The following is a 23,708-nucleotide window of genomic DNA, read 5'->3' as shown; positions in this document are numbered from 1 at the left end:
CCAATTGGTTAAGATTGCACAATCAGGAGCGTTGATAAATCAGGCGGGCCCGAAGCGTTCCGTCCAGAGCGCGGAGACCTTCAAGAAGCTTCGTATCCAGTTCCGGATTGGATTCTGCTTCTACGACTACATATCCGAGCTCACCGTCCGTTTGCAGGAACTGAGCTGTAACGTTGCAGTTTTCAGCAGAAAACAGCTCGTTGATCTGGCGCATGATTCCGGGGCGGTTGGCGTGGACATGCATGAAGCGTGTGCCACGTGGGCGCTCTGGAAGCTGAACGCTCGGGAAATTCACGGCGCCAATCGTGGAACCAACGTCGGAATAATCCGCAAGTTTACGGGCTACTTCCACGCCAATCCGCTCCTGGGCTTCCATGGTGGAGCCACCGATATGCGGCGTGAGAAGGACGTTGTCGAGACCCTGAAGGGGCGTTGAGAAACGCTCTTGGGCGTTCTTTGGCTCAACGGGGAATACATCAATTGCGGCGCCCATGAGGTGGCCGTCTTTGAGTGCGGCCGCAAGTGCGTCCAGATCGACAACATTTCCACGGGCGTTGTTGAGGAGGATCGAATTGGGCTTCATTGCCCGGATTTCCGCTTCTCCGATCAGGTTATCGGTTTCCGGAGTCTGTGGCACGTGAAGTGTCACCACGTCAGACTGGCTTAGAAGTTCCTGCAGGGTGGCGACGGGTTCTGCGTTGCCGTGTGGAAGACGGGTCATGACGTCGTAATACAGGACGCGCATTCCGAAGGCTTCGGCCAGAACCGAGAGTTGCGATCCGATCGAACCGTAACCTACGATACCGATCGTCTTGCCTCGAACTTCCCAGGCATTGTTAGCGGACTTGTCCCACCCGCCATTATGGCATGCGACCGAGCGGGAAGGGATGCGGCGCATGAGCATGACAACTTCGCCCATGACCAGTTCTGCCACGGAGCGTGTGTTGCTGAAGGGGGCATTGAACACAGGGATCCCCGCCATGCGAGCCGCTTCGAGATCGACCTGGTTTGTGCCGATGCAGAAGCAGCCGATGGCCATAAGTCGATCTGCGGCTTCGATCATTTCGTGGCTGAGTTGGGTCCGGCTGCGAATGCCGACCATGTGCACGCCATGCAGGGCTTCTTTCAGGGCCTCTCCTTCGAGAGCGCCCTTGAGGCGCGTGACTTCATGATAGCCCTGTGCAGCGAGATGGGCGACTGCGCTTTCATGGATACCTTCAAGAAGAAGGATGCGAATCTTATTTTTGGGAAGTGAGAAATGCGTTTCCATGTTTCCGTCCCGGGTCTTGAACCGGAACGTTCCGGTTACATTTCAACCAGTTTCCGGCCCATCCCGACCGGGGCACCTGCCTAGCCGATCAGGGCCTTTCAGGAAAGGTGTCGCACGACCTCAGCGAGGAGGTTGCCATCTCCACACGCCAGGACGGTCCCGTCACTGTCGAGAGACAGCGGCGCACCATGCCAGTCAGTGATGCTGCCGCCTGCTCCTTCGATCACTGGCACCAGCGCTCCCCAGTCCCACGGATTCATTGTGCATTCGGCAATGATATCGATCTGCCCAAGGGCAAGCAGGCCATATGCATAGCAGTCTCCACCCCATGAGGTCCGGCGGGTCTGTTTCTGCAGGGCTGCGAAGCGGGGGGTATGTGCCGGTGTCATGATCTCGGGGGACGTGCAGGAAAGTTCGGCTTCTGAGAGCGTCAGGCCACTACGGGTTCCAATGACGCCGGGCATCAGCTCGGATGTATATGTGCTAGGGTGTCCCTTGATACCCGTCCACCGCTCCCGGGTTACGGGCTGATCGATCAGCCCGAGAACAGGTTTTCCTTTGTGAAAAAGCGAAATCAGCGTGCCGAAGGTTGGTCGGCCCGTGAGAAACGCCCTTGTTCCGTCGATGGGGTCCAGCACCCAGAGCCAGTCTCCCTGAGTACCACTCATTCCTGCTTCCTCACCAAGGATGGCATGGTGTGGAAGGCGCTTTTCTAGAATAGCGCGCATGGCCTTCTCGGCGGCCTTGTCTGCAATTGTGACTGGGCTGTCGTCTGATTTTGCGTCGGCACGGATGGACGTCCGAAAATAGGGCAGGACAGTTTCGCGGGCGATATCTGCACAGGCCTGCGCGACGTCCAGAGCCTCAAGCAGAAGGGAGTCGTCCATATTCTTTTCCTGATCCTCGCCATGAAAGCACTGCATGAGATTGACGCTGGACGGTCGCAGCGGCATCAACACCACCATGCGTCCGATCATCGTCATTCCCACCAGACTTGCCTCGACCCGCCTGCCGCGCAAGGCCCTTGCTGATATCGGCGGTGTTCCCATGATTTTGCGCGTGGTTCATCGAGCCCTTCAAAGTGGGCTGGGAACGGTTGTCGTCGCGGCTGGAGATCAGGAAATTCTGGATGCTGTTTCTGGAATTGAAAATGTGCGCGGTGTTCTAACCGAATCGGCCTTGGCAAGCGGCTCGGACAGGGTGCATGCGGCGCTTGAACAGATTGATCCACAGCGTGACCATGATGTGGTCATCAACCTGCAGGGCGACCTGCCGCTGATCGACCCGACGACACTCCATAATGTTCTGGAGCCGCTGAAACTGCCTGGCTTCGATATTGGGACGCTTGCCGCCCCGGTAATGAACATTGAAGAGCGGGATGCTGCTTCAGTTGTGAAGATTGCCTGCTCTTTTGAAAATTCCCATGTAGCGAGAGCTTTGTATTTTTCCCGGCAGGTGCTGCCGTGGGGAGAGGGAGAGCACTGGCATCATGTTGGCGTGTATGCGTGGCGGCGGGAAGCGTTGGCGCGTTTTGTCTCGCTACCACCATCGGCCCTCGAACGTCGCGAGAGCCTTGAACAGTTGCGGGCGCTGGAAGCCGGAATGACTATTGGATGCGCGCGGATTTCCCATGCGCCTCTGGGTGTGGACACGCCTTTTGATCTTGAACGCATAAGAGGACTGGTCTGATGCCGATCATTGCATTTCAGGGCCGTCCCGGGGCCTATTCGGACCTTCTGTGTCGCATGGTCAAGCCAGGATGGACGACACTCCCGTGCCGCACATTCGCCGAAGCTATTGAAGCTGTCCATGTAGGAAGTGCGGATGAGGCGATGCTGGCGTGTGAGAATACGCTCGCCGGGCGTGTTCCTGATATTCATTCGCTCCTCCCAGATGCCGATCTTTATATCGTGGGCGAGCATTTCCAGCGGGTTGAGCATTGCCTGCTTGCTGTCAAAGGTACCCGCATTTCGGATATTCGCAGGATTCATACGCATCCGGTCGCGCTGGGGCAGATCCGTAGTCTGATTTCTGAACTCGGCGCAGAGGCAGTGCCGGAGTTTGATACTGCAGGCGCGGCTGAACTGGTTGCGAAGTGGAACAACCCGGAAGATGCAGCGATTGCGTCCTCGCTTGCCGGCGAACTGAATGGTCTGGACCTCTTGCGCTGCAATGTTGAGGATGCCACGCACAACACCACGCGCTTTTATCGCGTGGCCAAAGAGCCCTGTCGGCCAGATCCTTCCCGGCATGATACGTTGACGACGCTGCTGATGCGCGTGAGGAACCGCTCGGGCGCGCTCTATGCAGCACTCGGCGGGTTTTCCAGGCACGGCATCAACATGACCCGTATCGAGAGTTACATGCTCAATGGTTCCTTCACGGCCACCCAGTTCCTCATGGACGTTGAGGGGCATCCTGAGCAGCCTGCGCTTTCAATGGCATTGAGCGAACTGGGAGAGGTCAGTGACAACTTGAGAATTCTGGGTGTCTACCCACGAAGTCTTTCCCGAGATGGTGCTTGACGCACTGACAGGGGAGCGTAAGGAAATGCCGCAAACGCAAGCAGGGGCAGAGACAATGGCGGACATGACAAGGTTTCGGGGATCGCTGACTGCTCTGGTCACGCCGATGAGTGCTGATGGCCAGATAGATTATGATGTCGCGGCGAAACTGATTGAGCGTCAGATCAATGGCGGTACGACCGGACTGATTCCAGCAGGGACAACAGGTGAAAGCCCGACCCTGACGCATCAGGAACATGGACGCGTTATCGAACATTGTGTGGAAGTTTCTGCCGGGCGTGTGCCTGTGATGGCGGGAGCAGGTTCCAACAGCACGGTTGAGGCTGTTGGTATGGCAAAGCATGCCCATACTGTTGGTGCTGATGCCCTGCTTGTCGTCGTCCCTTATTACAACAAACCGACGCAGGAAGGTCTGTACCGTCATTTTATGACGATTGCAGACGCGACTCCCCTGCCGATATGGCTCTATTGTATTCCGGGTCGGTCGGTAGTGGACGTGGCTCCTGCGACGATGCAACGCCTTGCCGCACATGCCAATATTGTCGGCACGAAAGACGCAACGGCGGATCTCGCGCGGCCAATCGTCATGCGTCGCGTTACAGGAAAGCCTTTCAATCAGCTTTCTGGTGATGACAACACTGTATTGTCCTTTCTCGGTGCAGGCGGAGACGGGTGCATCGGTGTTACGTCAAATGTTGCACCCCATTTTTGCGCCCAGATGCATACTGCCTGGCAGGAAGGTCGCTTGCAGGACGCAATCGCTATTCAGGACCGTTTAAGTCCGTTGCACGATGCTATGTTCCGGGAAAGCAACCCGGGACCTGTGAAATACGCTTTGTCCAGACTGGGGTTGTGCACACCAACGCTGCGCCTTCCTTTGGCAGAGCCTCTTGAGGCGACAAAGCAGATGGTTGATGCAGCCTTACGCTCCCTTGAACTTCTGGATTGATACGGGGATATGGCCGGAAAGAAGACAAAAAGCGGAATGATTTCACACGGAATCGCCGCGCAGAATCGGAAAGGCCGATTCAACTACACGATCCTTGAAACGACAGAGGCAGGCATTGTCCTGAAAGGGCCGGAGGTGAAAAGCCTGAGGCTCGGTCGTGCCACTATTACTGAAGCTTATGCAGCAGAACGGGATGGAGAGCTCTGGCTTTTTAACTCATACATTCCCGAGTATCAGGGAGGCGTGCTTTCCCGGTTTGATACGCGCGCCGCGCGCAAGCTTTTGCTTCATCGTAAGCAGATTGATCATTTTCTGGGCGCAGTCAGCCGATCAGGATCTTCGATTGTCCCTTTGGACATACACTTCAACGACCGTGGTGTAGCCAAGGTTACTTTAGGGTTGGGGCAGGGACGGAAGAAAGAAGACAAGCGCCACGCGATCGCAGAACGTGACTGGCAGCGCGACAAGGCGCGTCTGGTTCGGAGTAAAGGTAAGGATTACTAGCCAACCCTTCTGCTTTCGAAGAGGGGGCCTTTAAAGGTTAGCAGACTGCCTGAAGTTGTTTGATATTCATGCATAAAAAAGGGCCGCTGCAAAAGTGCAGCGGCCCTTTCTCAGGAGTAGATCCTAGGATCAGTCGACGCTGATTGCAGCGGCTTCTGGACCCTTCTGGCCCTGAACAACCTTCACGTTGGTCGCCTGACCTTCATTGAGGGAAGCAATGCCAGAACGCTCAAGAGCGGAAGCATGGATGAAAATGTCCTTGCCGCCGGATTCTGGCGTGATGAAGCCAAAGCCCTTCGTGGAGTTGTACCACTTAACGATGCCGCGAATTTCTTCAGACTGGGACATGTCAGGAGCCGGACGGCCCGGACGTGCTGCACCACCACCGAAACGGGGACCTGCGCCGCCACCGGCGAACGGTGCGCGGGGGCGGGGAGCTTCTGCAGTGCTTTCGTCAACGGAAATAACTTCCGCAACCTGACGACCCTTCGGGCCCTGACCAATGCGAACCGAGAGTGTTGCACCTGGGTTCACAGTGCTGAAGCCAGCTGTGGAAAGAGCGTTGGCGTGCAGGAAAACGTCGCCAGAACCGTCTGCCAGTTCAACGAAGCCGAAGCCCTTTTCGCCGTTGAACCACTTTACGGTTGCATTGATTTCCGGGCCTGATGCGAGGACGGAAGGGCCACCACGACGCGGAGCGCCGCCACCATAGCTGCTGCCACCGCCGCCGTAGCTGCTGCCACCGCCACCATAGCTGCCGCCGCCGTAGCTGTTACCGCGGTCGCCATAAGATGGCTGGGACATGAAGTCGTCGTCAAACCCGCCGCGGCGCGGTGAGTGTGAGCTGCGGTCGGTTCTGTTGTTTCTCAACGGTCTAATCCCGAGATCCTTGGGGCGCAGCGAAAGGTAATCCCCTCCCGCCACGTATTGAATAATTTCGAGGTGGCTGTTTAGCCTTTGCCTCAATGCAATCCCTAGCATGGTTCTTTTGCGACCTGCCAGATGAAACAGTCCTAAAAACGTAATCTCATGAGGAATTTAAAATGATCTCATGAAGGTGAAGTCATTTTTTGCTTTTGATCTGAGGAAATGACATAGAGATCATGTCGATGCCGGGGCGTGATTCCGGGTTAAAGAAGAGGCGTGCATGCAAACCAGAATTATACTTTCCTGTGGACTGCTGGCTCTGGCTGCAACGGCTCTCCCCGCTCAGGCAACACCCCTTCAGGATCCTTATGGTACCTGGACCATTCAGGGGGAAAATGACGCAGTTTCAACGCTTAAGGGTACTTCTGATCAGTACTACACGTCTGGTCTTCGCATTAACTGGACTTCGGGAACCGACAATCTTCCGGCTCCGATCGCAAACCTTAACCATTTTCTGATGGGCTCTGGTGTCCAGAGAATCAGTATTGGTTTGCAGCAGCTGATCTACACACCGCGTGCGACTCAGGATGCCAATCCACCTTCCAGCGACCGCCCTTATTCAGGTCTGCTGCTGGGAACAGTGAACCTGATTAATGATACGGATTTCTCCCGGACTGTCATGGGAATCCAGTTTGGCGCAATGGGGCCTGCAGGACTCGGACGTCAGGTTCAGAACGGATTTCATAATCTGATCAGTGATACGCCCAACAAGGGTTGGTCCCATCAGTTGGCAAACCAGCCAATTATGCAGATTCAGGCTGGCAGGATCTGGCGCTTCCCGGTCGCATCGCTTTATGGCGTTCACATGGATGTTCTGCCTGCTGCTTCAGGTGCTGCCGGCGATTATCGTACTTATGCTGATGTTGCGACAAATGTTCGCATTGGTCAGGGGCTGGATAGTGATTTCGGTAATGCGACCATTGGCCCGGGGCTTGATGGTACGGACGCATTCCGCGCAACCCGTCCGCTGGCTTGGTATTTCTACGGGGGTGTAGAAGGACAGGCTGTCGGTTACGACGCAACTCTTGAGGGCAGTACTTTTCGCCCCAATGCACCTCATGTTGGCAAAACGTGGGATGTGGGTGAGATCCATGCAGGTCTCGCTGTGATGTGGCATGGTATGCGCCTGTCCTACAGCCAGAACTGGCAGACTGCTCAGTTCAAGACGCAGAAGGCTGGCCTGTTTAATTACGGATCCGTCAAGCTTTCTGTAAAGTTCTGATGCCTGTGCAGCGCCAGTATTGGGTGGCGCTGCTTTCCCCTCAGTCAATCTGAGGGGGGATTTCCCGATCTCTTACCGGGGCGCCCAGCAGGTATCCCTGTACTTCTTCGCAACCATAAGTATCAAGAAAAGCCATCTGATATTCGGTTTCGATGCCTTTGGCGCAGCATGTGATATTCAGTGATCGTGTAAGTCGCAGGACGGCGCGCATAATATCGTCCACGCGCATATTTTCCCCCAGTCCCTGCATGAACGATCGGTCCAGCTTGATCTGGTCGAGTGGAAAATTACTCAGCCTTTCAAGCGAAGCATAGCCACGTCCGAAATCATCCAGTGCGATCCGTACGCCCATAGCACGTACACGAGCCATTTCTTTATGGGCAATGGCCGGTGGTCCGAAAGGGCTGCACTCTGAAAGTTCGATCTGGAGGCGCTCGGGCGCAAGGCCTGTTTCTTTCAGGACTTCCGCGACTAGGGAGGAAAGGCGCTCGTTGACCAGCCAGACGGGTGAAACATTCACGCAGACCCGGAGATCGTTTCTCCATCGCGTTGCTTCTTTACAGGCGGTTCTCAGGCTCCAGCCATCAAGCTGCTCAATGATGCCAGCTTCTTCTGCGCATTGGATAAAGAGCTCTGGGGCGACTTCGCCAAAGCCAGGCCTGTTCCACCTCAAGAGGGCTTCATGCCCGATAATATGCTGAGATGCAGTTTCTACGATAGGCATCCAAGTCAAGAACAGCGCATCATGTTTCACTGCGCGTGACAGATCTTGTTCCAGGCTGGAGAAGGTCTGAAAGCGCGTCGTGATTTCCTTCGTGGCACGATAGTCATGACCGCCGCCAAAGCGGTTTGATTCTGCCAACGCTGCACGTGCTTCCAGAAGAAGTTCTTCGGCATTCTGATTGTCAGCCGGAAACATTGCCCAGCCCACTGACAGCGTGAAAGGAAGCTGTCCTGCACCGATGGAAATGGGAGTGACTGTGAGCCTCAGAATGGAATTGACCAAGGACTTGGTATTGATGGCGCTATAGCCCAGTGGCGTCATGATCATGAAATGACTACCACCCAGATAACCGAGAAAGCTCTCATCGGGCAGCAGTTGCTTCAGTCTCTGCACAACTTCATCAAGAATAATGTCCGCATTTTCCCAGCCATGGCGCTCATTTATGAGGGTAAGATTGGAAAGGTTAAGTTTGATAAGTCCGAAATTTACTGGCTTTTCATTTTTCTTTGCTTGTGCGGTCATCGTTTCGAGCGCGCTATAGCTTTCGGTTCTTCCCGGGAGCGCTGCGCGATTAACTATATTGCTCACCAAAGAATTCGTCGGAGGCAGAATTTCTTGTGCACAAAGGACGATATCGTTGATGACTTCAGGTGTGCACGCGCTAACCGTGTTTCCCAGCGCACTGAAAGCGATAACAAAGCCATACGGAAGTTTGTCTTCGTCGCTTGAAAATGCGGCGCTCGTCAGAGGGAGGGCGAGTGAGGACCAGTCACTGCCAATCTGCGTTGTTTTGGGAGATGTGAGGTCTGTCAGCGCTTTCAGAAAACTGTCGGTAATGAGTTCCGGAGGAATTTTTCCTGTTCGCGACGTTTCCAGAAAATGACCCTCAGGGTTTTTCCTTAAAATAAAAGCAGCAGAATGGCCTGTGGTCTGAATGACAATTCTGAGGAAGGATTTTTCGATATTTTTCTGTTGTTCGGAGGTCAATGAATTGGTTTCCGCTAAAGAATTTTTCGCAGGAAAACTCATGTTAAATTACCCACAAAAATGCGGCCCATGAGCCTTTTGTTTATTAAGAAAAGTAGTATCAATTTCTTAGCACAATTCCTCTATCTATCCGGAAATGAGAAGTCTGTCTGGGTTTGAGCGATCAAACAGATCGAGAAGAATTTTAAGAGCTGATCCGCGTTCGCCTTTGAGATCAGGATCATTTGATAGTTCTCGTCGACTATCCTGACTCATCGCCGTTATTAAAAGGTTAAGCCTTGGCCCGGTAGCAAGGCGAAATCCTGGAAGGCCGGACTGTCTGCTGCCTGCCAGATCACCTCCTCCCCGAATACGGAAATCTTCGTCAGCGATCACGAAGCCATCTTCAGTATCACGTAGAAGTGACAGGCGGCGTATAGCGGTTGCGGTGCTCTCACTGTCGTGGAGGAGAAGGCAGAAAGACTGGATTGCGCCACGTCCAACGCGCCCCCGAAGCTGATGAAGCTGGGCCAGCCCGAAGCGTTCTGCGTGTTCGATCACCATTACGGAGGCGTTTGGGATATCGACGCCAACTTCAATGACTGTTGTGGCAACCAGTATGCGCGTCTCGCCAGAGCGGAAGGCTTCGAGGCTGGCCTGCCGAACGCTAATATCCTGCTTGCCATGTGCAAGCCCGATGATCGGACCGAAGCGCTTTGTAAGCTCTGCCCATCGGTCCTCCGCTGCGGCTGCTGCCTGTGTCTCACTGTTTTCAATCAGGGGGCAGACCCAGAAGATCTGGACGTTTTTTGAAAGTGCACGAGCGATTCCCCCCAGGACATCATCAAGAGCTGCCATGTCGTGGAGGGTGGTCTTGATGGGTTGGCGTCCTGCGGGCTTGGCATCCAGTCGGCTCACACTCATTTCGCCCCATTCGGTGAGCTGTACCGTCCGCGGGATGGGTGTTGCGGTCATGACGAGAATATCTGTCATGGTCCCTTTGGAGCCGAGTTTCATACGTTGCTCGACGCCAAAGCGATGCTGTTCGTCAATGACAGCAAGCCCAAGATCAGCGAATGCGACGCCCTCCTGAAACAGGGCATGTGTGCCAATGGCGATGCGCGCCGTGCCGTCCTCAATCTGGCGAAGGGCCTCGCGGCGTGCCACTCCTTTGACGTTGCCGCTCAGATAGATGCAGTTGGTTGGACATAACCTCGATAGCGTTTCGAAATGCTGTCGTGCCAGGATTTCTGTGGGCGCCATGAGTGCGGCCTGATATCCTGCCTCTACGGCCTGTAGCATCGAGACCATAGCCACCAGCGTTTTTCCGGCTCCCACATCGCCTTGAAGAAGGCGCATCATGGGCTCCGTAGATACAAGATCTTTCGAAATTTCGGTGATGGTTCGGGATTGTGCGGCCGTGGGCTTGTGACCAAAGCGCTCTAGTAATTCACGACGAAGGGACCCGTCTCCTTTGAGGCTTCGGCCAGGACGTTGGCGGGCTTTGAGGCGGGCTAGCCCTAGGCAGAGCTGGTCCGCGAGAAGTTCATCTGCTGCTAGACGCGTCTTGGCCCGCTCACAGATTGATTCCCACGCAGCCTCAACAGGAATGATTTCTGGCGAGTGGAGAAGCTTAAGCGCCTCTGAAAAGCCCGGCCAGCGGCGCTTTTTTACAAGCGGTTCGTCCTGCCATTCGGGGAAATCGGGTAGCAGGGCCAGAGCCGCCTTCATGGCTTTGCGGACGGTGTAGGGAAACAGGCCTGCAGTGAGTGGCCATACGGGCTCAAGGAATGGAAAATTCCCGCGCTTGCTCCATTCCATTACGTGGTCAGGCTGAGGCATCGTCATGGCCCCCTGAAACCAGCCGGTTTTACCGGAGACGATCAGTTCCGCGCCTTTGACTGGTGCGGGCATGTTGCGTGTCTGGAAGAAAACCAGGTCGAGAGTTCCAGTATCGTCTTCCGTACGGATGATGCTGGGCTGCCCCGGTCGCGTTGCACGCCTGATGGACAGGACACGCACGCGCGCCGTAAGAATTTCTCCAGGAGCAATTTTCTCCGCCTGCGAGATTGAACGCAGCGGTCTGCGGTCCACGATCCGCTCCGGGAGCGTGAACAGCAGATCCAGAACCCGCCGCCCACCGGAGATCTTCTCCAGAAGGGTTGCATGCCGCGGGCCGACACCCGGAAGGGACGTCAGAGGGGCAAGTAGTGGGGCGAGTTCGTGAGACGTAAGGCTGGACGACATTGCTCTTAAGGTGTTCCCCAAGGATCCTTCGGGCTGACAGGGCGTGGATCGGACGGTATAGGGTATCAGCACAATGGAACAAAACGAAACCACATCGCTCGCTGGCAATCAGACCTCCACCATGGATGCCCCTGATCGCCCGGTTCTTGGTCCTACTGTTTGGGGTGTTCCGGAGGGCAGTGTGGCGCTCCTCCTGCGGCAGCGTCTGGCTGAGCACGAGGGGATTTTGCTGCATGTCGCGCGTGACGACGCGGCTGTCGCCTCTGTCGCGGACATGCTGGCGTATCTTGCGCCGGAGGTTGATGTTCTGCGTCTGCCGGCCTGGGACTGCCTGCCCTATGATCGTGTTTCGCCCAATACAGCTCTCGTAGCCGAGAGAGTCGGTACGCTCACAAGGCTGCTGGAGCCAACGAAGGCACGGCGGATCGTACTCACCACTGTTCATAGCCTTGTGCAGCGCGTCCCGCCGCGAGCTGCTTTTCGTGGACAATCAATCAGTGTCTGCGTCGGAGAGGCGCTGGATCAGTCCATGCTGATCGAGATGCTTGTGGCCAATGGTTATAATCGCGTCGATACCGTGATGGAGGCAGGCGAATTCGCGACACGGGGTGGAATTTTCGATCTTTTCCCAGCCGGAGAAAGCGATCCGATCCGTCTGGATCTGTTCGGTGATGAAGTCGAAAATATCCGCGCATTTGATGTCACGACCCAGCGTTCGACTGAAAAACTGGCACGCTTTGAACTGCGGCCGGTATCCGAATTTGCGCTAGGTCCGCAGAGCATCAGTCGCTTTCGGACCGGGTGGCGTGACACCTTTGGACCGGCCGCAGCGTCAGACACGATTTACGAAAATGTATCGGATGGGCGGCGTTATCCGGGGCTCGAGCATTACCTTCCACTGTTTCATGACGGCGACGGCATGCAGATGGAAACGCTGCTGGACTACCTGCCAAACGCTGCAATCAGCTTTGACGCGCAGGTGCCCGATATCCTGAAGGCCCGCCTGGAGATGATCGCTGATCATTATCAGGCCCGGCGTGCACCCACCCGCGACGGCGAAATGCCCTACCGTGCGCTACCACCGCATCGGCTGTATCTGGATCGTCATAGCTGGGACGCCATGCTGGCCGATGTGCCATCTGTTGTGCTGAACACATTTGCCAAACCCGATACGTCAATCGGGATTGATGCGGGCAATAGGCCCGGGCCCTTGTTTGCCAGGGCGCGGGATGGCTCACGTGAAGGGATGTTCGAAGCCTTCGGCGTGCAGGTCAAGAACTGGGCACAGTCTGGGCGTCGTACGTATGTAACGGCGTGGAGTCGTGGGTCGCGTGAGCGCATTTCACATCTGCTGCAGGAACACGGTATCGCCGTCGAACTCTATGACGACTGGCCCTCTGCTGCAGGCATGGAACGGGGCGTTGTCGGGCTCCTTGTTCTGGGTCTTGAGCGGGGATTCGTCGCTGAGCGGCTGTCATTCGTGTCTGAGCAGGATCTGCTGGGGGAGCGCATTTCCAGGCCGCCCCGCCGCCGCAAGAAAGCCGAACACTTCATTTCTCAGGTGGGCGAAATTGCTGATGGCGATCTCGTTGTGCATGAGGATTATGGCATCGGGCGCTATGTGGGCCTTGAAACGGTTACAGAAGGCCGGGTCGTGCATGATTATCTCGCCATCCTCTACGATGGTGAACAGCGACTCCTTCTGCCAGTCGAAAACATTGAACTGCTCAGCCGCTTTGGCTCCGAGCAATCTGGTGTAGCACTCGACAAGCTTGGTGGAACGGCCTGGCAGGCGCGCAAAGCCAAGATGAAGTCTCGGATCCGCGTTATGGCGGGTGAATTGATCCGGACGGCTGCCGCACGTGCCATGAAAGAAGCGCCGTCTCTGGCTCCGGCTGAGGGGCTGTGGGACGAGTTTTGCGCACGTTTCCCGTTTGTGGAGACGGAAGATCAGTCCCGCGCGATTGCGGATGTGCTTGAAGACATGAGTGCCGGACGCCCAATGGACCGGCTGGTATGTGGTGATGTCGGTTTCGGAAAAACAGAAGTCGCGCTGAGGGCCGCTTTCGTTGCGGCTCTTTCTGGAACCCAGGTGGCTGTTGTTGTGCCCACGACATTGCTCGCGCGTCAGCATTTCCGTGGGTTTACGGCACGATTTGAGGGGCTGCCGGTCAAGGTGGCGCAGCTTTCACGCATGGTGACGCCGAAAGAGGCTACCAAAGTTCGTGAAGGGCTCGCTGATGGTACCATTGATATTATCGTTGGCACACATGCCCTGTTGGCGAAGACGATCGCCTTCGACAATCTGGGTCTTCTGATTATCGATGAAGAGCAGCATTTCGGCGTCGGGCATAAGGAAAAGCTGAAGGCACTGCGCGAGGATGTGCACGTTCTGACGCTTTCTGCCACGCCGTTGCCGCGCACGTTGCAGCTCTCGCTCTCTGGCGTGCGGGAGATGAGCCTTATTGCGACACCGCCGACGGATCGTCTGGCAGTGCGTACCTTCATCACTCCGTTTGACAGCGTGATGATTCGCGAGGCCATTCAGCGTGAGCGTTTCCGTGGAGGGCAGATTTTCTGTGTTGTGCCGCGTCTGGCGGATATGGATCGCATGGCCGAACGTCTGCGCGAGATTGTTCCAGACGCCAAGACGGTTCAGGCCCATGGCCGCCTGACACCAACTGAGCTGGAACGCGTGATGACGGAATTTGCGGACGGCAAATATGATGTGCTGCTGTCCACGAATATTGTGGAAAGTGGGCTGGATATGCCGAGTGTGAACACGCTCATTATCCATCGTGCGGATATGTTCGGTCTGGGGCAGCTTTACCAGCTTCGCGGGCGCGTGGGGCGTGGAAAGCAGCGCGGATACGCTTATCTGACCTGGCCGCAGACGCGTACGCTTTCCACAGCATCGGAAAAGCGCCTGGAAATCATGCAGACGCTTGATTCTCTGGGGGCTGGGTTCACGCTAGCTTCCCATGATCTGGATCTGCGCGGAGCAGGCAATCTGCTGGGCGATGAGCAGTCCGGTCATATCAAAGAAGTTGGTATCGAGCTTTACCAGCAGATGCTGGAAGATGCCGTGATTGAAATGCGCCGTGAACGTGGACGCAAAGCGGAAGAAGAAGATAGCTGGACACCCAACATTATTCTTGGTCTGCCTGTTCTCATTCCGGAAAAATATGTTCCTGATCTTCCAGTAAGGCTGGGTCTGTACCGCCGGATCGCAGGTCTCAACGGTGAGGCGGAAGTTGATGCCATGCGCGTTGAACTTGTGGATCGGTTCGGTGCAGTTCCGGGTGAAGTGGAAAATCTTCTTGATGTCGTGATTATCAAGCGGCTCTGCCGTGAAGCCGGAGTGGAGCGTCTGGAAGCTGGGCCGAAGGGGATGGTGATTCAGTTCCGCAAGAACCGCTTCGCCAATCCGGCTGGCCTAATTGACTGGACCACGCGGCACAAGGATTCAGGCGTCAAGATCCGTCCGGATCATAAGGTGGCGATCATCCGGGAAATGACGAACGCCACGCGTATCACGTTTGCGAAAAAAGCGGTTTCCGCGATGTGCAAGCTGGTTCGTAAGGTGAGCGAGCCTTCATGAGAAGTGACCTCCCGGAGTTATTCCGGGAGGGTTTTCAGTGGACGGGAATCGGGAGTGGTACGCGATTTACCGTCACTACGCCGCCCTGAAGCTGTACATCCCAGGTCGTTGAATTGCCGTTGTTATGTCCCATCAGACGGGCAATCGTCAGGGCTGTTGTCACCTTTGCGGGGGCAGTCTGCTGAACATTCTGGATCAGGCCGGCGATGTCGGTGATCGAGATATGGACGTCTGCTGTAGATGTTGCGGCGGATGTACCGGGCTGGATGATGCCGTGGCCATCAATCGTGCTCGTATCGACGACTGCATGCAGTGAATTAATCGAAATCTGCTGAGCCGCGCTCTCGCTCCCCTGAACTGTCAGGTCCGTTGTAAAGGTGCTCGGTGCGAGAGGCTGCTTTGATGCGTGGATACCCGTGCCAACAAGGCGTACGCGCAGATCGGGGTCTGTTTCGACAGTCTCGATATGCGCGCTGCGGATTGTGAGGTCATGGCCGTCCGCTTTCTGGAGGCGGACCGAGCTCCATGTTCCTTCAGGAGAGCTGCCCTGAATATCCGATGTTCCGACAATCGTGCTCTGGCCGTGGCAGGCCGGTGTCAGCCCCCCATGAAACGCCGTGAGTGCAGCAAACGCCGCAGCCGCGTTGAAGCGTTCCAGCGTGCCGGCATCGATCTTTGACTTGTTGTCGTTGAGAGACACGCTCTGCACGTCGAGAGAAACTTCTGTTCCCGGCAGTGTCGCATGCAGCTTCGTACCCGTGAGCCCATGTGCTGAGGGGTGACTGCTCCCAAAGCTGTAGGAAAAGCAGGAGGCAGGAAGGGGCGAGAGAGTAGACGCTCGCCCTGCCGAGACAGAGGGGAGCGCTACGGCCAACGAGACGAGGAGGAGGTTTTTGAGTGACATCATGCCTTCACACATGGCGCGCCGGGCTTTTCCCGACAATGGGGACAATTAAGGAGATGTCATGTCAAAGAGGCCAGAATGTGGTGGCAATCTCATCCTGAATGTTCGCAATTTCTTCGCGCATGCCACTGAGGAATTCGTGCAGTCCGCGCAGGATGATTGTCTCGATGTTCTGGCCTGAAATGATGTTCTGCATCTGCTCGACGTCTTCGACAATGATCGAGGCACCTCGCAGACCGTAATCCGCGCGCAGAAGCGAAAGTGCGTGGTGTGTATGGCGCAGACATGTTGTCAGTGATCGTGGGAAGCCATTGTTTTTCAAGAGAAAACCAACAACTGCAGCCGGTGAAATGGCGTTTGGCATCAAGCGTCTGTAAGCGTGATAACCTGCTGCGGATCTTAAGACGGCCGTCCATTGGCTTTCATCAATTTCGGAGCCTACATCCTTAAGGCCCGGCATGAGAGCATGGTACTTGATGTCGATCAGTCGAGTGGTCTGATCTGCGCGTTCCAGTTGCCTGCCAAGCTGGTTGAACAGCCATGCCTGATCGCGGAAAAGTGTGCCTTCCGTGATGCCAATATGGGTCTGGCAATCCTGCTTGATGCGTTTGCACAGCGCCGAAAGACGCGAGATGACGATATCGCGTGCAGAGAGACCTTTGATGAAATTGGTGAAGACATTGAGCTGTATCCACATTTCGGTGGAAATAAGTGGCCGCAATGTCCGGGCGTTCTCGCGCGCAGCGAGCGCCATGGACACGATCGAATTCGGATTGCGCGGATCGATGATATAAAACGCGATGACCTGTTCGTTCGTCACTTCACCATACGTATCGGCATAAAAATCACTATCGTCATTCATCTCGAGGATGGCTTCCCAGCCATTCGTGACGGTACGCAGGCGCATGAACGTCTCGTTGACGTCGATCAGACGTGCAAGATTTTCGATACGCTCCATGTAGCGTGCGAGCCAGAGCATGCTCTCGGCGTAGCGTGCCAGCAGGGGAAGCGGATCACGCAGGAATTCGCTGGAAGCAGTGCTGGTCCGGACGGTGTCTATGTGGGCCTGGAACTGGCTTTGGCTCATGATGCGAGCACCCATGTATCTTTGGAGCCGCCGCCCTGTGAGGAATTGACGACCAGTGAGCCTTTGCGAAGGGCTACACGGGAGAGCGCCCCCGGCAGCACCCATGTTTGTGCGCCGCTCAGGGTGAATGGACGCAGGTCTACGTGACGCGCCTCAATTTTTCCGTCGCATAGGGTCGGGGATGCAGAAAGGCTGATGACCGGTTGGCTGATGTAGTTTGCGGGATCGGCCTGAAGCTTTTCGCGAAACGCCGCACATTCCTCGGGCGTGGCGTGTGGACCGATGATCATGCCATATCCTCCTGACTCGCCCACAGGCTTCACGACCAGCTTTTCCAGGTTGTCGAGTGTGTACTGCAAGCCTTCCGGTTTGCCGCACAGATGGGTTTGCACGTTGTCGAGCAGGGGTTTTTCACCAAGATAATATTCGATCATCTGTGGCACGTAGATATACACGGCCTTGTCGTCTGCTACCCCGGTACCGATAGCATTTGCGAGCGTGACCGTTCCGGCCTTGTAGGCCCGCATGAGGCCCGGAACACCGAGCATGCTCTCAGGATTGAAAGCCTCCGGGTCCAGAAAAGCATCGTCGATGCGTCGATAGATGGAGTGGACACGTTTGAGGCCTGCAATCGTTTTCATGTAAACGCAATTGTCTTCCCGCACGACGAGGTCGCGCCCTTCGACAAGCGGCACACCCATTTCACGGGCCAGAAAGACGTGTTCAAAATACGCGGAATTGTATGTTCCAGGAGACAGGAGGACGACCTGAGGGTTCTCGATGCCCTCAGGGGCGACGTCACATAAAGTCTGGCGTAATCTGGAGCCATATTCGTCTACGGGGCGCAGATCGAGATTGGCTAGCAGATCGGGCATGCAACGGCGCATCATATGTCTGTTCTCGATGACATAGCTCACGCCTGATGGCGTGCGTGCATTGTCTTCAAGTACAATGAACCGTCCGCTTGGATCGCGGATGATGTCAGTGCCGCAGACGTGGATATAGACGCGGCCCGGTGGATCAAACCCTACCATTTCTGGCCTGTAACCAGGATTTTCCAGAATGAGGGCTGCTGGGATAATCCCTTCTTTCAGGATGTTCTGATCATGATAGATGTCCCAAAGAAAATGGTTGAGGGCTCTGACGCGCTGGATGATGCCAGCCTCTAGGAATTTCCATTCTGATTTTGTAATAATGCGAGGTATGAGGTCAAACGGCAGGATGCGGTCTATGGCCGTGCGTTCAGTATAGACGGTGAACGTAATGCCAAGGTTATAGAGCTCGACTTCTGCTGAGTCCGAGCGCTCCTGCAGAAGCGTGGGCGTCATGCTTGAGAGACGCTGCTTGAGGAGTTCGATGGATGCGTCCTGGCCGTCCCGGCGATTGGTGAGTTCGCAGAAGAAACCATTTGGATCATAGCCAGCAAACAGTCGGATATCTGGAGTGTCTGTTCCGCTCATGCGCGCTAATCCATTTACAAATCCCAACGAAACTGTGGGTCTCGAAGAGAGAGGCGTCAATGACAAAAAACGGCTTTGAAGCGCTTAACGTTGCATTAACGTTCGGGGGGTAAAAACAAAAAATATCAGGCTTCTGAGGAATCAGCGCATGTCATCAAGTATTTCCGCCATGCCAGCGATCCCCCAATATCTGACTGCCGTCAAAAACGAGACCAAAGCCGTCAGTAACTGGGAGAAAACCAGCACTGCAAGCCAGCAGGCTCTCAAGGCATTCAATAGCGAAGCGTCTTCCATCACAACGCCGGAGCAACTGTTGAAGAACTATAAAGTTCTTACAGTCGTTCTCGGCTCCTTCGGGATGTCCTCCGCGATCAATCAGACAGCTGTGTTGAAATCGCTCATGACAGAGGACCCTACATCATCGAAATCGTTGGCCCAGCGTTCAGGTAATACCGCGTGGAAAGCCTTCGCGACCGCGTTTTCGGACTGGTCAACGTCTCCGCTATCATCGCAGACAAAGCTGCAATCTATTTCGGATAACTATCTTACCAACTCTTACGAAACCGCGGTTCAGACAGAAACGCCGGGCTTGGGAGATGCGCTGTATTTTACGCGGACCGTGAAAGCCGGGGCCACGTTGGAAAGCATCATGGCTGATCCGAAGCTGCTGAAAGTCGCCGAAACTGTTTCGGGATTTGATCCCACGCAGTTTGGTGCTCTTGATTATGATCAACAGGTTCGCCTTCTTGAGCCGCGTCTGAAGCTCTCTAATTTCTCCACGACGGCAGGTGTGCAGCGTTATGCGGAGCAGTATCTTGCAATGTTGCAGATCAATCCGCAGACCACCACAACACCTGCCAGCACGCTAACCCTGTATGGTGCGGATTCGTCCAGTGATGGAATTCTTTCGCTCTTTACGGGTAGCTCCTCGTCCAGCTCGTCCTCGCTGTTTTCGGCTCTTTTATAGACGTGACATTCATGGAGTGCCTCTATATCGGCTGATGCCCGGAAGCGGCACAACTGAGGAGACAGATCATGGCGGGGCTCGATCCTGAAAACTGGACGAACATTCGCGCAGCAGGGCATCGGATGCTCGATGATCTGTTCGATGGAATGGAGGCGGTAGGCCAAGGACCTGTCTGGCAGCCCATGCCAGATGATATCCGTCAGTCTTTTAAGGAGGGGTTGCCCGATACAGGGACGTCTCTTGAGGATTTATACGCCCGTTTCAGGCGTACTATCGTCCCATATGGAAATGGAAACACTCATCCGGGCTTCATGGGGTGGGTACATGGAGCGGGCACGCCTGTGGGAATGCTCGCCGAGATGCTGGCAGGCGGTTTGAACGCAAACTGTGGCGGTCGTGATCATGCGGCAGTCGAAGTTGAGCGGGAGGTCATTCGCTGGGCACTTGAGATGGTCGGTATGCCGGTTGATGGTTCTGGCTGTCTGGTCACTGGTTCTTCCATGGCAAATTTCATCAGTGTCATTACCGCCAGCCGGGCGAAAATGCCGGAACTGCGCAATCGAGGTGTTTCCGGCCCCCGGATGGTGGGATATGCCGCGACAACGGCCCATGGCTGTCTTCCGCGTGCTTTCGATCTTGCGGGATTCGGGAGCGACTCACTGCGTCGCGTGCCTGTTACGGCAGAGCATCAGATGGATATCCGCGCTCTTCGGGAAATGATTGTCGCTGACATGGCGGCGGGGCATACGCCCTTCATGATCGCAGGCACCGCCGGGACGGTGGATTGTGGTGCTGTGGATGATCTGGAGGCTGTTTACGCTGTCGCGAGGGAGTTTGATCTCTGGTTTCATGTCGATGCAGCTTTTGGAGCATTGGCCTGCCTTTCGCCCACCTACGCCCCACTTCTTGCGGGGATAGGCAAGGCAGACAGTCTCGCCTTTGACTTCCACAAATGGGCTCAGGTTCCATACGACGCTGGCTGTGTTCTGGTTCGGGACCGAACATTGCATGCCGCAGCATTTACCCAGTCTTTGGATTACCTGAAACGCGAAGAGCGTGGTCTTGCCGGGAATGCGCCTTGGTTCTGTGATTTTGGCCCTGATCTTTCCAGGGGGTTCCGCGCGCTCAAGGTCTGGATGACGCTCGGTCATTACGGTGCCCATCGCATGGGGCAGATGGTAGATGACTGCTGTGCTGTTGCTCGGCACCTGCGTGACAGGATTGAGGCGACTGAAGGGTTGACGCTCCTCGCGCCCGTAACTCTGAATATTGTGTGTTTTGGGGTGGACGCATTATCGGATGCAGAGGTGTCGGAGCTGGTACAGGACCTGCATGAAAGCGGCATTGCGGCACCTTCCACAACCCGTATTCATGGCCGCCTTGCGATACGTGCGGCGATTGTTAATCACCGCACGACCAGCAGGGACGTCGACAGGATGCTGGATGGGGTTATTGCGCTTTGCGGCCAGCGCGTGGGCTGAACAGTTCGCTCAGCTGGGCCATCATTGTTCCACCCAGATCTTCTGCTGAACTGATCGTCACGCTGTTGCGGTAATACCGGGTGACGTCGTGGCCAATTCCAATAGCGACCAGTTCGGTGTTCCGGTCGCTCTCGATGCGTCCAATGACCTTGCGAAGGTGATCCTCGAGATAGCTCGGAGGATTTGCCGAGAACGTACTGTCGTCCACAGGTGCGCCGTCTGAAATCACCATAAGGATATGGCGATGCTCGGAGCGCCTGCTCAGCCGTTTCCAGGCCCAAAGCAGGGATTCGCCGTCGATATTTTCTTTCAGAACCCCATCACGCAGCATCAGGCCAAGGTTGCGCCGGGCACGTCTCCAGGGGGTGTCGGCGTCCTTGTAGACGATATGGCGTAGATCGTTCAGGCGGCCGGGATTTGCGGGGCGTTCCTGGCGGATCCACTGTTCGCGGCTTTGGCCGCCTTTCCATGCCCGCGTGGTAAAACCGAGCACCTCCACTTTTACGCCGCAGCGCTCAAGTGTGCGCGACAGGATATCACCACAGATCGCCGCAGTGCCGATCGGACGTCCGCGCATGGAACCCGAATTATCGATCAGCAGCGTGACGATTGTATCTCTGAACTCTGTTTCACGCTCGTGCTTGTACGAAAGAGAGAGGGTAGGGTTTGTGACAACGCGGGAGAGGCGCCCGGCGTCCAAAATACCTTCTTCCTGCTCGAAGTCCCATCGGCGCTGCTGCTGTGCCATCAGGCGGCGCTGAAGGCGATGCGCAAGGCGCGACACGATGCCCTGAAGATGAACGAGCTGCTGGTCAAGCTGCTGTCTCAGGCGATCAAGCTCTTCGGGGTCACAGAGATCGGTCGCGCTGATCTCTTCATCAAATTCTGTCGTGAAAGCTTTATATGGGGTTACGGCTCCGGGAATGTCGTCTCCGTCCGGAGACTGATCTGAGGGGCCTGCCGCTTCCTCTGATCCGGTTTCAGGTTCATCAAGAGAATCGGAGGCATCACTGTCGCCCGCATTTCCAGGCTCGCCACTTTCGGGTTGATACCCGTCTTGTTGATCATCACCGGCGGAGGGTGTCTCATCGTCTTCCTGTGGGGTGGGGACGTCTTCTTCCGTTTCCTCGTCGTCGCCGCTTTCCTGTGAAGGGGCCTGCTGTTCGACTTCCTCAGGCAGTTCTGTCAGCTGGCATGCACTGAGCAGATTCGTGCATGCACGGGCAAAGTCCTGTTGGCTGGACTGTGTACGAGCCATCTCCTCGAGTGCGGCTGTAGCCGATGGAGAGAGCGATTTGCGCCATTCCTCCAGCGCTGGGCCAGCCTGCGAAGGTGCGTGCTCACCCGACATTGCTTCGCGTGCCAGAAGTCCCAGCGCCATGGAAGCGGGCATGTCTTCTTTTGAAGCCATCTTGTTGCAGCCGGCATCTGCGCATTTCTGTACCAGTCGCTGGTCCAGATTGGCGCGGACGCCAGCCATGTGTCGCGATCCATAAACTTCGCAACGGGCCTGCTCGATCGCTTCGAAAGTTTGCCGGGCTACGGCTTCGGGCGGTGCTCGATGTTTCGTACCGTCGTGGTGCCGCAGGCGCAGGGCAGCGGCATCTGCTGCGCCGCGTATATTCTGTATTTCGCGGGTGGAGAGGCCCCGCGAAATATGAGGAAGCTGAACTGTATCCGCCGTTGATGGCTTTTTGGCGATGTTGCCACCCAGTACGGCGTCCTGAAAGGAGACGTCCTGTTCGGGACGGCCTCCCACGGCGCGAAGCGTGGCAATTGTTGCACGGCGGAAAATTTCCTGACGGTCTTCGTCAGAGGCAGGAAGCGGTGAAGAAGCCAAGACTGCTTACTCCAGCGGAGAAATATTGAAACAGCGCTGGTAGTATTCAGCGACGATGCTGCGTTCGGCTTCATCGCATTTGTTCAGGAATGTAAGGCGGAACGCGAAGGCGACGTCGTTGAAGATGCGGTTGTTTTCTGCCCAGGCGATTACAGAACGCGGAGACATCACAGTAGAGATATCGCCCGCCATGAAGCCCGCGCGTGTTAGATTGGCCAGTGCAACCATACGTTCGACCAGCTTGGTTTCTTCCGCGTTGTCTGTAGCGATCTTGAGCTTGGATGTGACGATTGAAACTTCCTGCTCAAGCGGGAGGTAATTCAGTGTGGCGACGATGTTCCAGCGGTCCATCTGCCCCTGATTGATCTGCTGGGTCCCGTGATACAGGCCTGTCGTGTCTCCCAGGCCCACGGTGTTGGCGGTAGCAAACAGGCGAAATGCCGGATTCGGGCGAATGACCCGGTTTTGATCAAGTAGGGTTAGATGGCCCTCGACTTCCAGAACGCGCTGGATGACGAACATCACATCCGGCCGTCCGGCGTCGTATTCATCAAAGATCAGCGCGCATGGGTGCTGAAGGCACCATGGCAGCAGGCCTTCGCGGAATTCAGTGACCTGCTTCCCGTCGCGTAAGACGATTGCGTCCTTCCCAATCAGATCGATACGCGAGATGTGGCTGTCGAGATTGATTCGCACGCAGGGCCAGTTCAGGCGTGCTGCGATCTGTTCAATATGGGAAGATTTTCCCGTTCCATGGAAGCCCTGAACCATGACCCGGCGGTTGTAAGCGAAGCCTGCAAGGATCGCGCGGGTCGTGTCTTCGTCGAATTTATAGGACGGATCAATTTCCGGCACGTGCTCGCTTCTGCGGGAGTAAGCCGGAACCTGCATTTCGGTTCGAATGCCAAAGACCTCTCGCGAAGAAACCACAAGGTCGGGCGCGCCGAGCATGCTGGTGGGCAGAGCCGCGTTTTCTGCGGTTTCCACTGCTTCCGGGGCGTCATCGATGGTCGCGAATTCACTCATGGTTCTGG

Annotated in this window: 18 protein-coding genes; 8 read left to right on the top strand and 10 right to left on the bottom strand. The window is 55.8% G+C overall.

Annotated features, from left to right (window positions below; translation table 11 throughout):
* Positions 1–22 precede the first annotated feature (22 nt).
* Together serA and GWA01_RS06140 are read right to left on the bottom strand one after the other, a co-directional pair.
* On the bottom strand, positions 23–1,270 hold the full coding sequence (gene serA, locus GWA01_RS06145) for a phosphoglycerate dehydrogenase (RefSeq protein ID WP_146794977.1): 1,248 nt from the start codon (positions 1,268–1,270) through the stop codon (positions 23–25).
* Between the two features lie 98 nt (positions 1,271–1,368).
* Positions 1,369–2,157 carry an inositol monophosphatase family protein gene (locus GWA01_RS06140; RefSeq protein ID WP_146794975.1) on the bottom strand — a complete coding sequence of 263 codons (789 nt, stop codon included), beginning with the start codon at positions 2,155–2,157 and terminating at the stop codon, positions 1,369–1,371.
* Between the two features lie 76 nt (positions 2,158–2,233).
* On the opposite strand from GWA01_RS06140, the gene GWA01_RS06135 reads away from it, so the two are divergent.
* From GWA01_RS06135 to smpB, 4 genes are read left to right on the top strand one after another with little or no spacing between them, the layout of a single operon-like run.
* Positions 2,234–2,959 carry a 3-deoxy-manno-octulosonate cytidylyltransferase gene (locus tag GWA01_RS06135; protein WP_146795603.1) on the top strand — a complete coding sequence of 242 codons (726 nt, stop codon included), beginning with the start codon at positions 2,234–2,236 and terminating at the stop codon, positions 2,957–2,959.
* Entirely contained in the window at positions 2,959–3,795 is an 837-nt protein-coding gene (locus GWA01_RS06130) for a prephenate dehydratase (protein ID WP_146794973.1), read from the top strand. The genes GWA01_RS06135 and GWA01_RS06130 overlap by 1 nt, the downstream gene beginning before the upstream one ends.
* Before the next feature lie 55 nt (positions 3,796–3,850).
* Positions 3,851–4,744 (top strand): 4-hydroxy-tetrahydrodipicolinate synthase, encoded by an 894-nt coding sequence (gene dapA, locus GWA01_RS06125; protein ID WP_146795601.1) that lies wholly within the window; start codon positions 3,851–3,853, stop codon positions 4,742–4,744.
* 9 nt (positions 4,745–4,753) lie between these two features.
* Positions 4,754–5,248, top strand: coding sequence for an SsrA-binding protein SmpB (gene smpB, locus GWA01_RS06120; protein ID WP_146794970.1), 495 nt, complete (start codon positions 4,754–4,756; stop codon positions 5,246–5,248).
* A gap of 129 nt (positions 5,249–5,377) precedes the next feature.
* On the opposite strand, the gene GWA01_RS13310 is transcribed toward smpB, so the two are convergent.
* Positions 5,378–6,118 carry a cold-shock protein gene (locus tag GWA01_RS13310; RefSeq protein WP_276508677.1) on the bottom strand — a complete coding sequence of 247 codons (741 nt, stop codon included), beginning with the start codon at positions 6,116–6,118 and terminating at the stop codon, positions 5,378–5,380.
* A gap of 277 nt (positions 6,119–6,395) precedes the next feature.
* Here GWA01_RS13310 and GWA01_RS06110 point away from each other — a divergent pair, with 277 nt between their 5' ends.
* A complete protein-coding gene (locus GWA01_RS06110; RefSeq protein ID WP_146794966.1) occupies positions 6,396–7,397 on the top strand; it encodes a lipid A deacylase LpxR family protein in 1,002 nt (333 codons plus the stop codon).
* Between the two features lie 40 nt (positions 7,398–7,437).
* Here the strand turns inward: GWA01_RS06110 and GWA01_RS06105 are convergent, their stop codons facing one another.
* Together GWA01_RS06105 and recG are read right to left on the bottom strand one after the other, a co-directional pair.
* Positions 7,438–9,108, bottom strand: coding sequence for a GGDEF domain-containing phosphodiesterase (locus GWA01_RS06105; protein ID WP_228118381.1), 1,671 nt, complete (start codon positions 9,106–9,108; stop codon positions 7,438–7,440).
* Between the two features lie 126 nt (positions 9,109–9,234).
* Complete coding sequence (gene recG, locus GWA01_RS06100; RefSeq protein ID WP_146794962.1) at positions 9,235–11,334, bottom strand: ATP-dependent DNA helicase RecG; 2,100 nt, start codon at positions 11,332–11,334, stop codon at positions 9,235–9,237.
* Positions 11,335–11,407: 73 nt separating this feature from the next.
* Here recG and mfd point away from each other — a divergent pair, with 73 nt between their 5' ends.
* On the top strand, positions 11,408–14,935 hold the full coding sequence (gene mfd, locus GWA01_RS06095) for a transcription-repair coupling factor (protein WP_186819474.1): 3,528 nt from the start codon (positions 11,408–11,410) through the stop codon (positions 14,933–14,935).
* Between the two features lie 34 nt (positions 14,936–14,969).
* On the opposite strand, the gene GWA01_RS06090 is transcribed toward mfd, so the two are convergent.
* From GWA01_RS06090 to GWA01_RS06080, 3 genes are all read right to left on the bottom strand, one after another.
* Positions 14,970–15,842 carry a DUF2125 domain-containing protein gene (locus GWA01_RS06090; protein ID WP_146794960.1) on the bottom strand — a complete coding sequence of 291 codons (873 nt, stop codon included), beginning with the start codon at positions 15,840–15,842 and terminating at the stop codon, positions 14,970–14,972.
* Between the two features lie 61 nt (positions 15,843–15,903).
* Positions 15,904–16,926 carry an alpha-E domain-containing protein gene (locus GWA01_RS06085; RefSeq protein WP_228118380.1) on the bottom strand — a complete coding sequence of 341 codons (1,023 nt, stop codon included), beginning with the start codon at positions 16,924–16,926 and terminating at the stop codon, positions 15,904–15,906.
* Complete coding sequence (locus GWA01_RS06080) at positions 16,923–18,386, bottom strand: circularly permuted type 2 ATP-grasp protein (RefSeq protein ID WP_146794956.1); 1,464 nt, start codon at positions 18,384–18,386, stop codon at positions 16,923–16,925. The genes GWA01_RS06085 and GWA01_RS06080 overlap by 4 nt, the downstream gene beginning before the upstream one ends.
* A 148-nt stretch (positions 18,387–18,534) precedes the next feature.
* Between GWA01_RS06080 and GWA01_RS06075 the strand changes: the two genes are divergently transcribed.
* Both GWA01_RS06075 and GWA01_RS06070 read left to right on the top strand, forming a co-directional pair.
* Complete coding sequence (locus GWA01_RS06075; RefSeq protein ID WP_146794954.1) at positions 18,535–19,353, top strand: DUF1217 domain-containing protein; 819 nt, start codon at positions 18,535–18,537, stop codon at positions 19,351–19,353.
* A gap of 68 nt (positions 19,354–19,421) precedes the next feature.
* Entirely contained in the window at positions 19,422–20,834 is a 1,413-nt protein-coding gene (locus GWA01_RS06070; protein ID WP_146794951.1) for a pyridoxal phosphate-dependent decarboxylase family protein, read from the top strand.
* Here GWA01_RS06070 and GWA01_RS06065 read toward each other — a convergent pair.
* Positions 20,803–22,674: a cobaltochelatase CobT-related protein gene (locus GWA01_RS06065; RefSeq protein WP_146794948.1), complete on the bottom strand. Its 1,872-nt coding sequence runs from the start codon at positions 22,672–22,674 to the stop codon at positions 20,803–20,805. The two genes, GWA01_RS06070 and GWA01_RS06065, sit on opposite strands and share 32 nt — an antisense overlap.
* Positions 22,675–22,680: 6 nt before the next feature.
* A complete protein-coding gene (gene cobS, locus GWA01_RS06060; RefSeq protein WP_146794946.1) occupies positions 22,681–23,700 on the bottom strand; it encodes a cobaltochelatase subunit CobS in 1,020 nt (339 codons plus the stop codon).
* Positions 23,701–23,708 lie beyond the last annotated feature (8 nt).

It is taken from the genome of Gluconobacter wancherniae NBRC 103581 (assembly GCF_007988885.1).
In the GTDB taxonomy this organism is placed as follows: domain Bacteria; phylum Pseudomonadota; class Alphaproteobacteria; order Acetobacterales; family Acetobacteraceae; genus Gluconobacter; species Gluconobacter wancherniae.
The sequence above is the reverse complement of the archived record's forward strand: the minus strand, read 5'-3'. Positions and strand labels throughout refer to the sequence as shown.

Bases quoted from the DNA above. Each gene is read 5' to 3' on its own strand.
- serA (WP_146794977.1), bottom strand. From the start codon at position 1,270: ATGGAAACGCATTTCTCACTTCCCAAAAATAAGATTCGCATCCTTCTT.
- GWA01_RS06140 (WP_146794975.1), bottom strand. From the start codon at position 2,157: ATGGACGACTCCCTTCTGCTTGAGGCTCTGGACGTCGCGCAGGCCTGT.
- GWA01_RS06135 (WP_146795603.1), top strand. From the start codon at position 2,234: ATGCGTCCGATCATCGTCATTCCCACCAGACTTGCCTCGACCCGCCTG.
- GWA01_RS06130 (WP_146794973.1), top strand. From the start codon at position 2,959: ATGCCGATCATTGCATTTCAGGGCCGTCCCGGGGCCTATTCGGACCTT.
- dapA (WP_146795601.1), top strand. From the start codon at position 3,851: ATGGCGGACATGACAAGGTTTCGGGGATCGCTGACTGCTCTGGTCACG.
- smpB (WP_146794970.1), top strand. From the start codon at position 4,754: ATGGCCGGAAAGAAGACAAAAAGCGGAATGATTTCACACGGAATCGCC.
- GWA01_RS06110 (WP_146794966.1), top strand. From the start codon at position 6,396: ATGCAAACCAGAATTATACTTTCCTGTGGACTGCTGGCTCTGGCTGCA.
- recG (WP_146794962.1), bottom strand. From the start codon at position 11,334: ATGTCGTCCAGCCTTACGTCTCACGAACTCGCCCCACTACTTGCCCCT.
- mfd (WP_186819474.1), top strand. From the start codon at position 11,408: ATGGAACAAAACGAAACCACATCGCTCGCTGGCAATCAGACCTCCACC.
- GWA01_RS06090 (WP_146794960.1), bottom strand. From the start codon at position 15,842: ATGATGTCACTCAAAAACCTCCTCCTCGTCTCGTTGGCCGTAGCGCTC.
- GWA01_RS06085 (WP_228118380.1), bottom strand. From the start codon at position 16,926: ATGAGCCAAAGCCAGTTCCAGGCCCACATAGACACCGTCCGGACCAGC.
- GWA01_RS06080 (WP_146794956.1), bottom strand. From the start codon at position 18,386: ATGAGCGGAACAGACACTCCAGATATCCGACTGTTTGCTGGCTATGAT.
- GWA01_RS06075 (WP_146794954.1), top strand. From the start codon at position 18,535: ATGTCATCAAGTATTTCCGCCATGCCAGCGATCCCCCAATATCTGACT.
- GWA01_RS06070 (WP_146794951.1), top strand. From the start codon at position 19,422: ATGGCGGGGCTCGATCCTGAAAACTGGACGAACATTCGCGCAGCAGGG.
- cobS (WP_146794946.1), bottom strand. From the start codon at position 23,700: ATGAGTGAATTCGCGACCATCGATGACGCCCCGGAAGCAGTGGAAACC.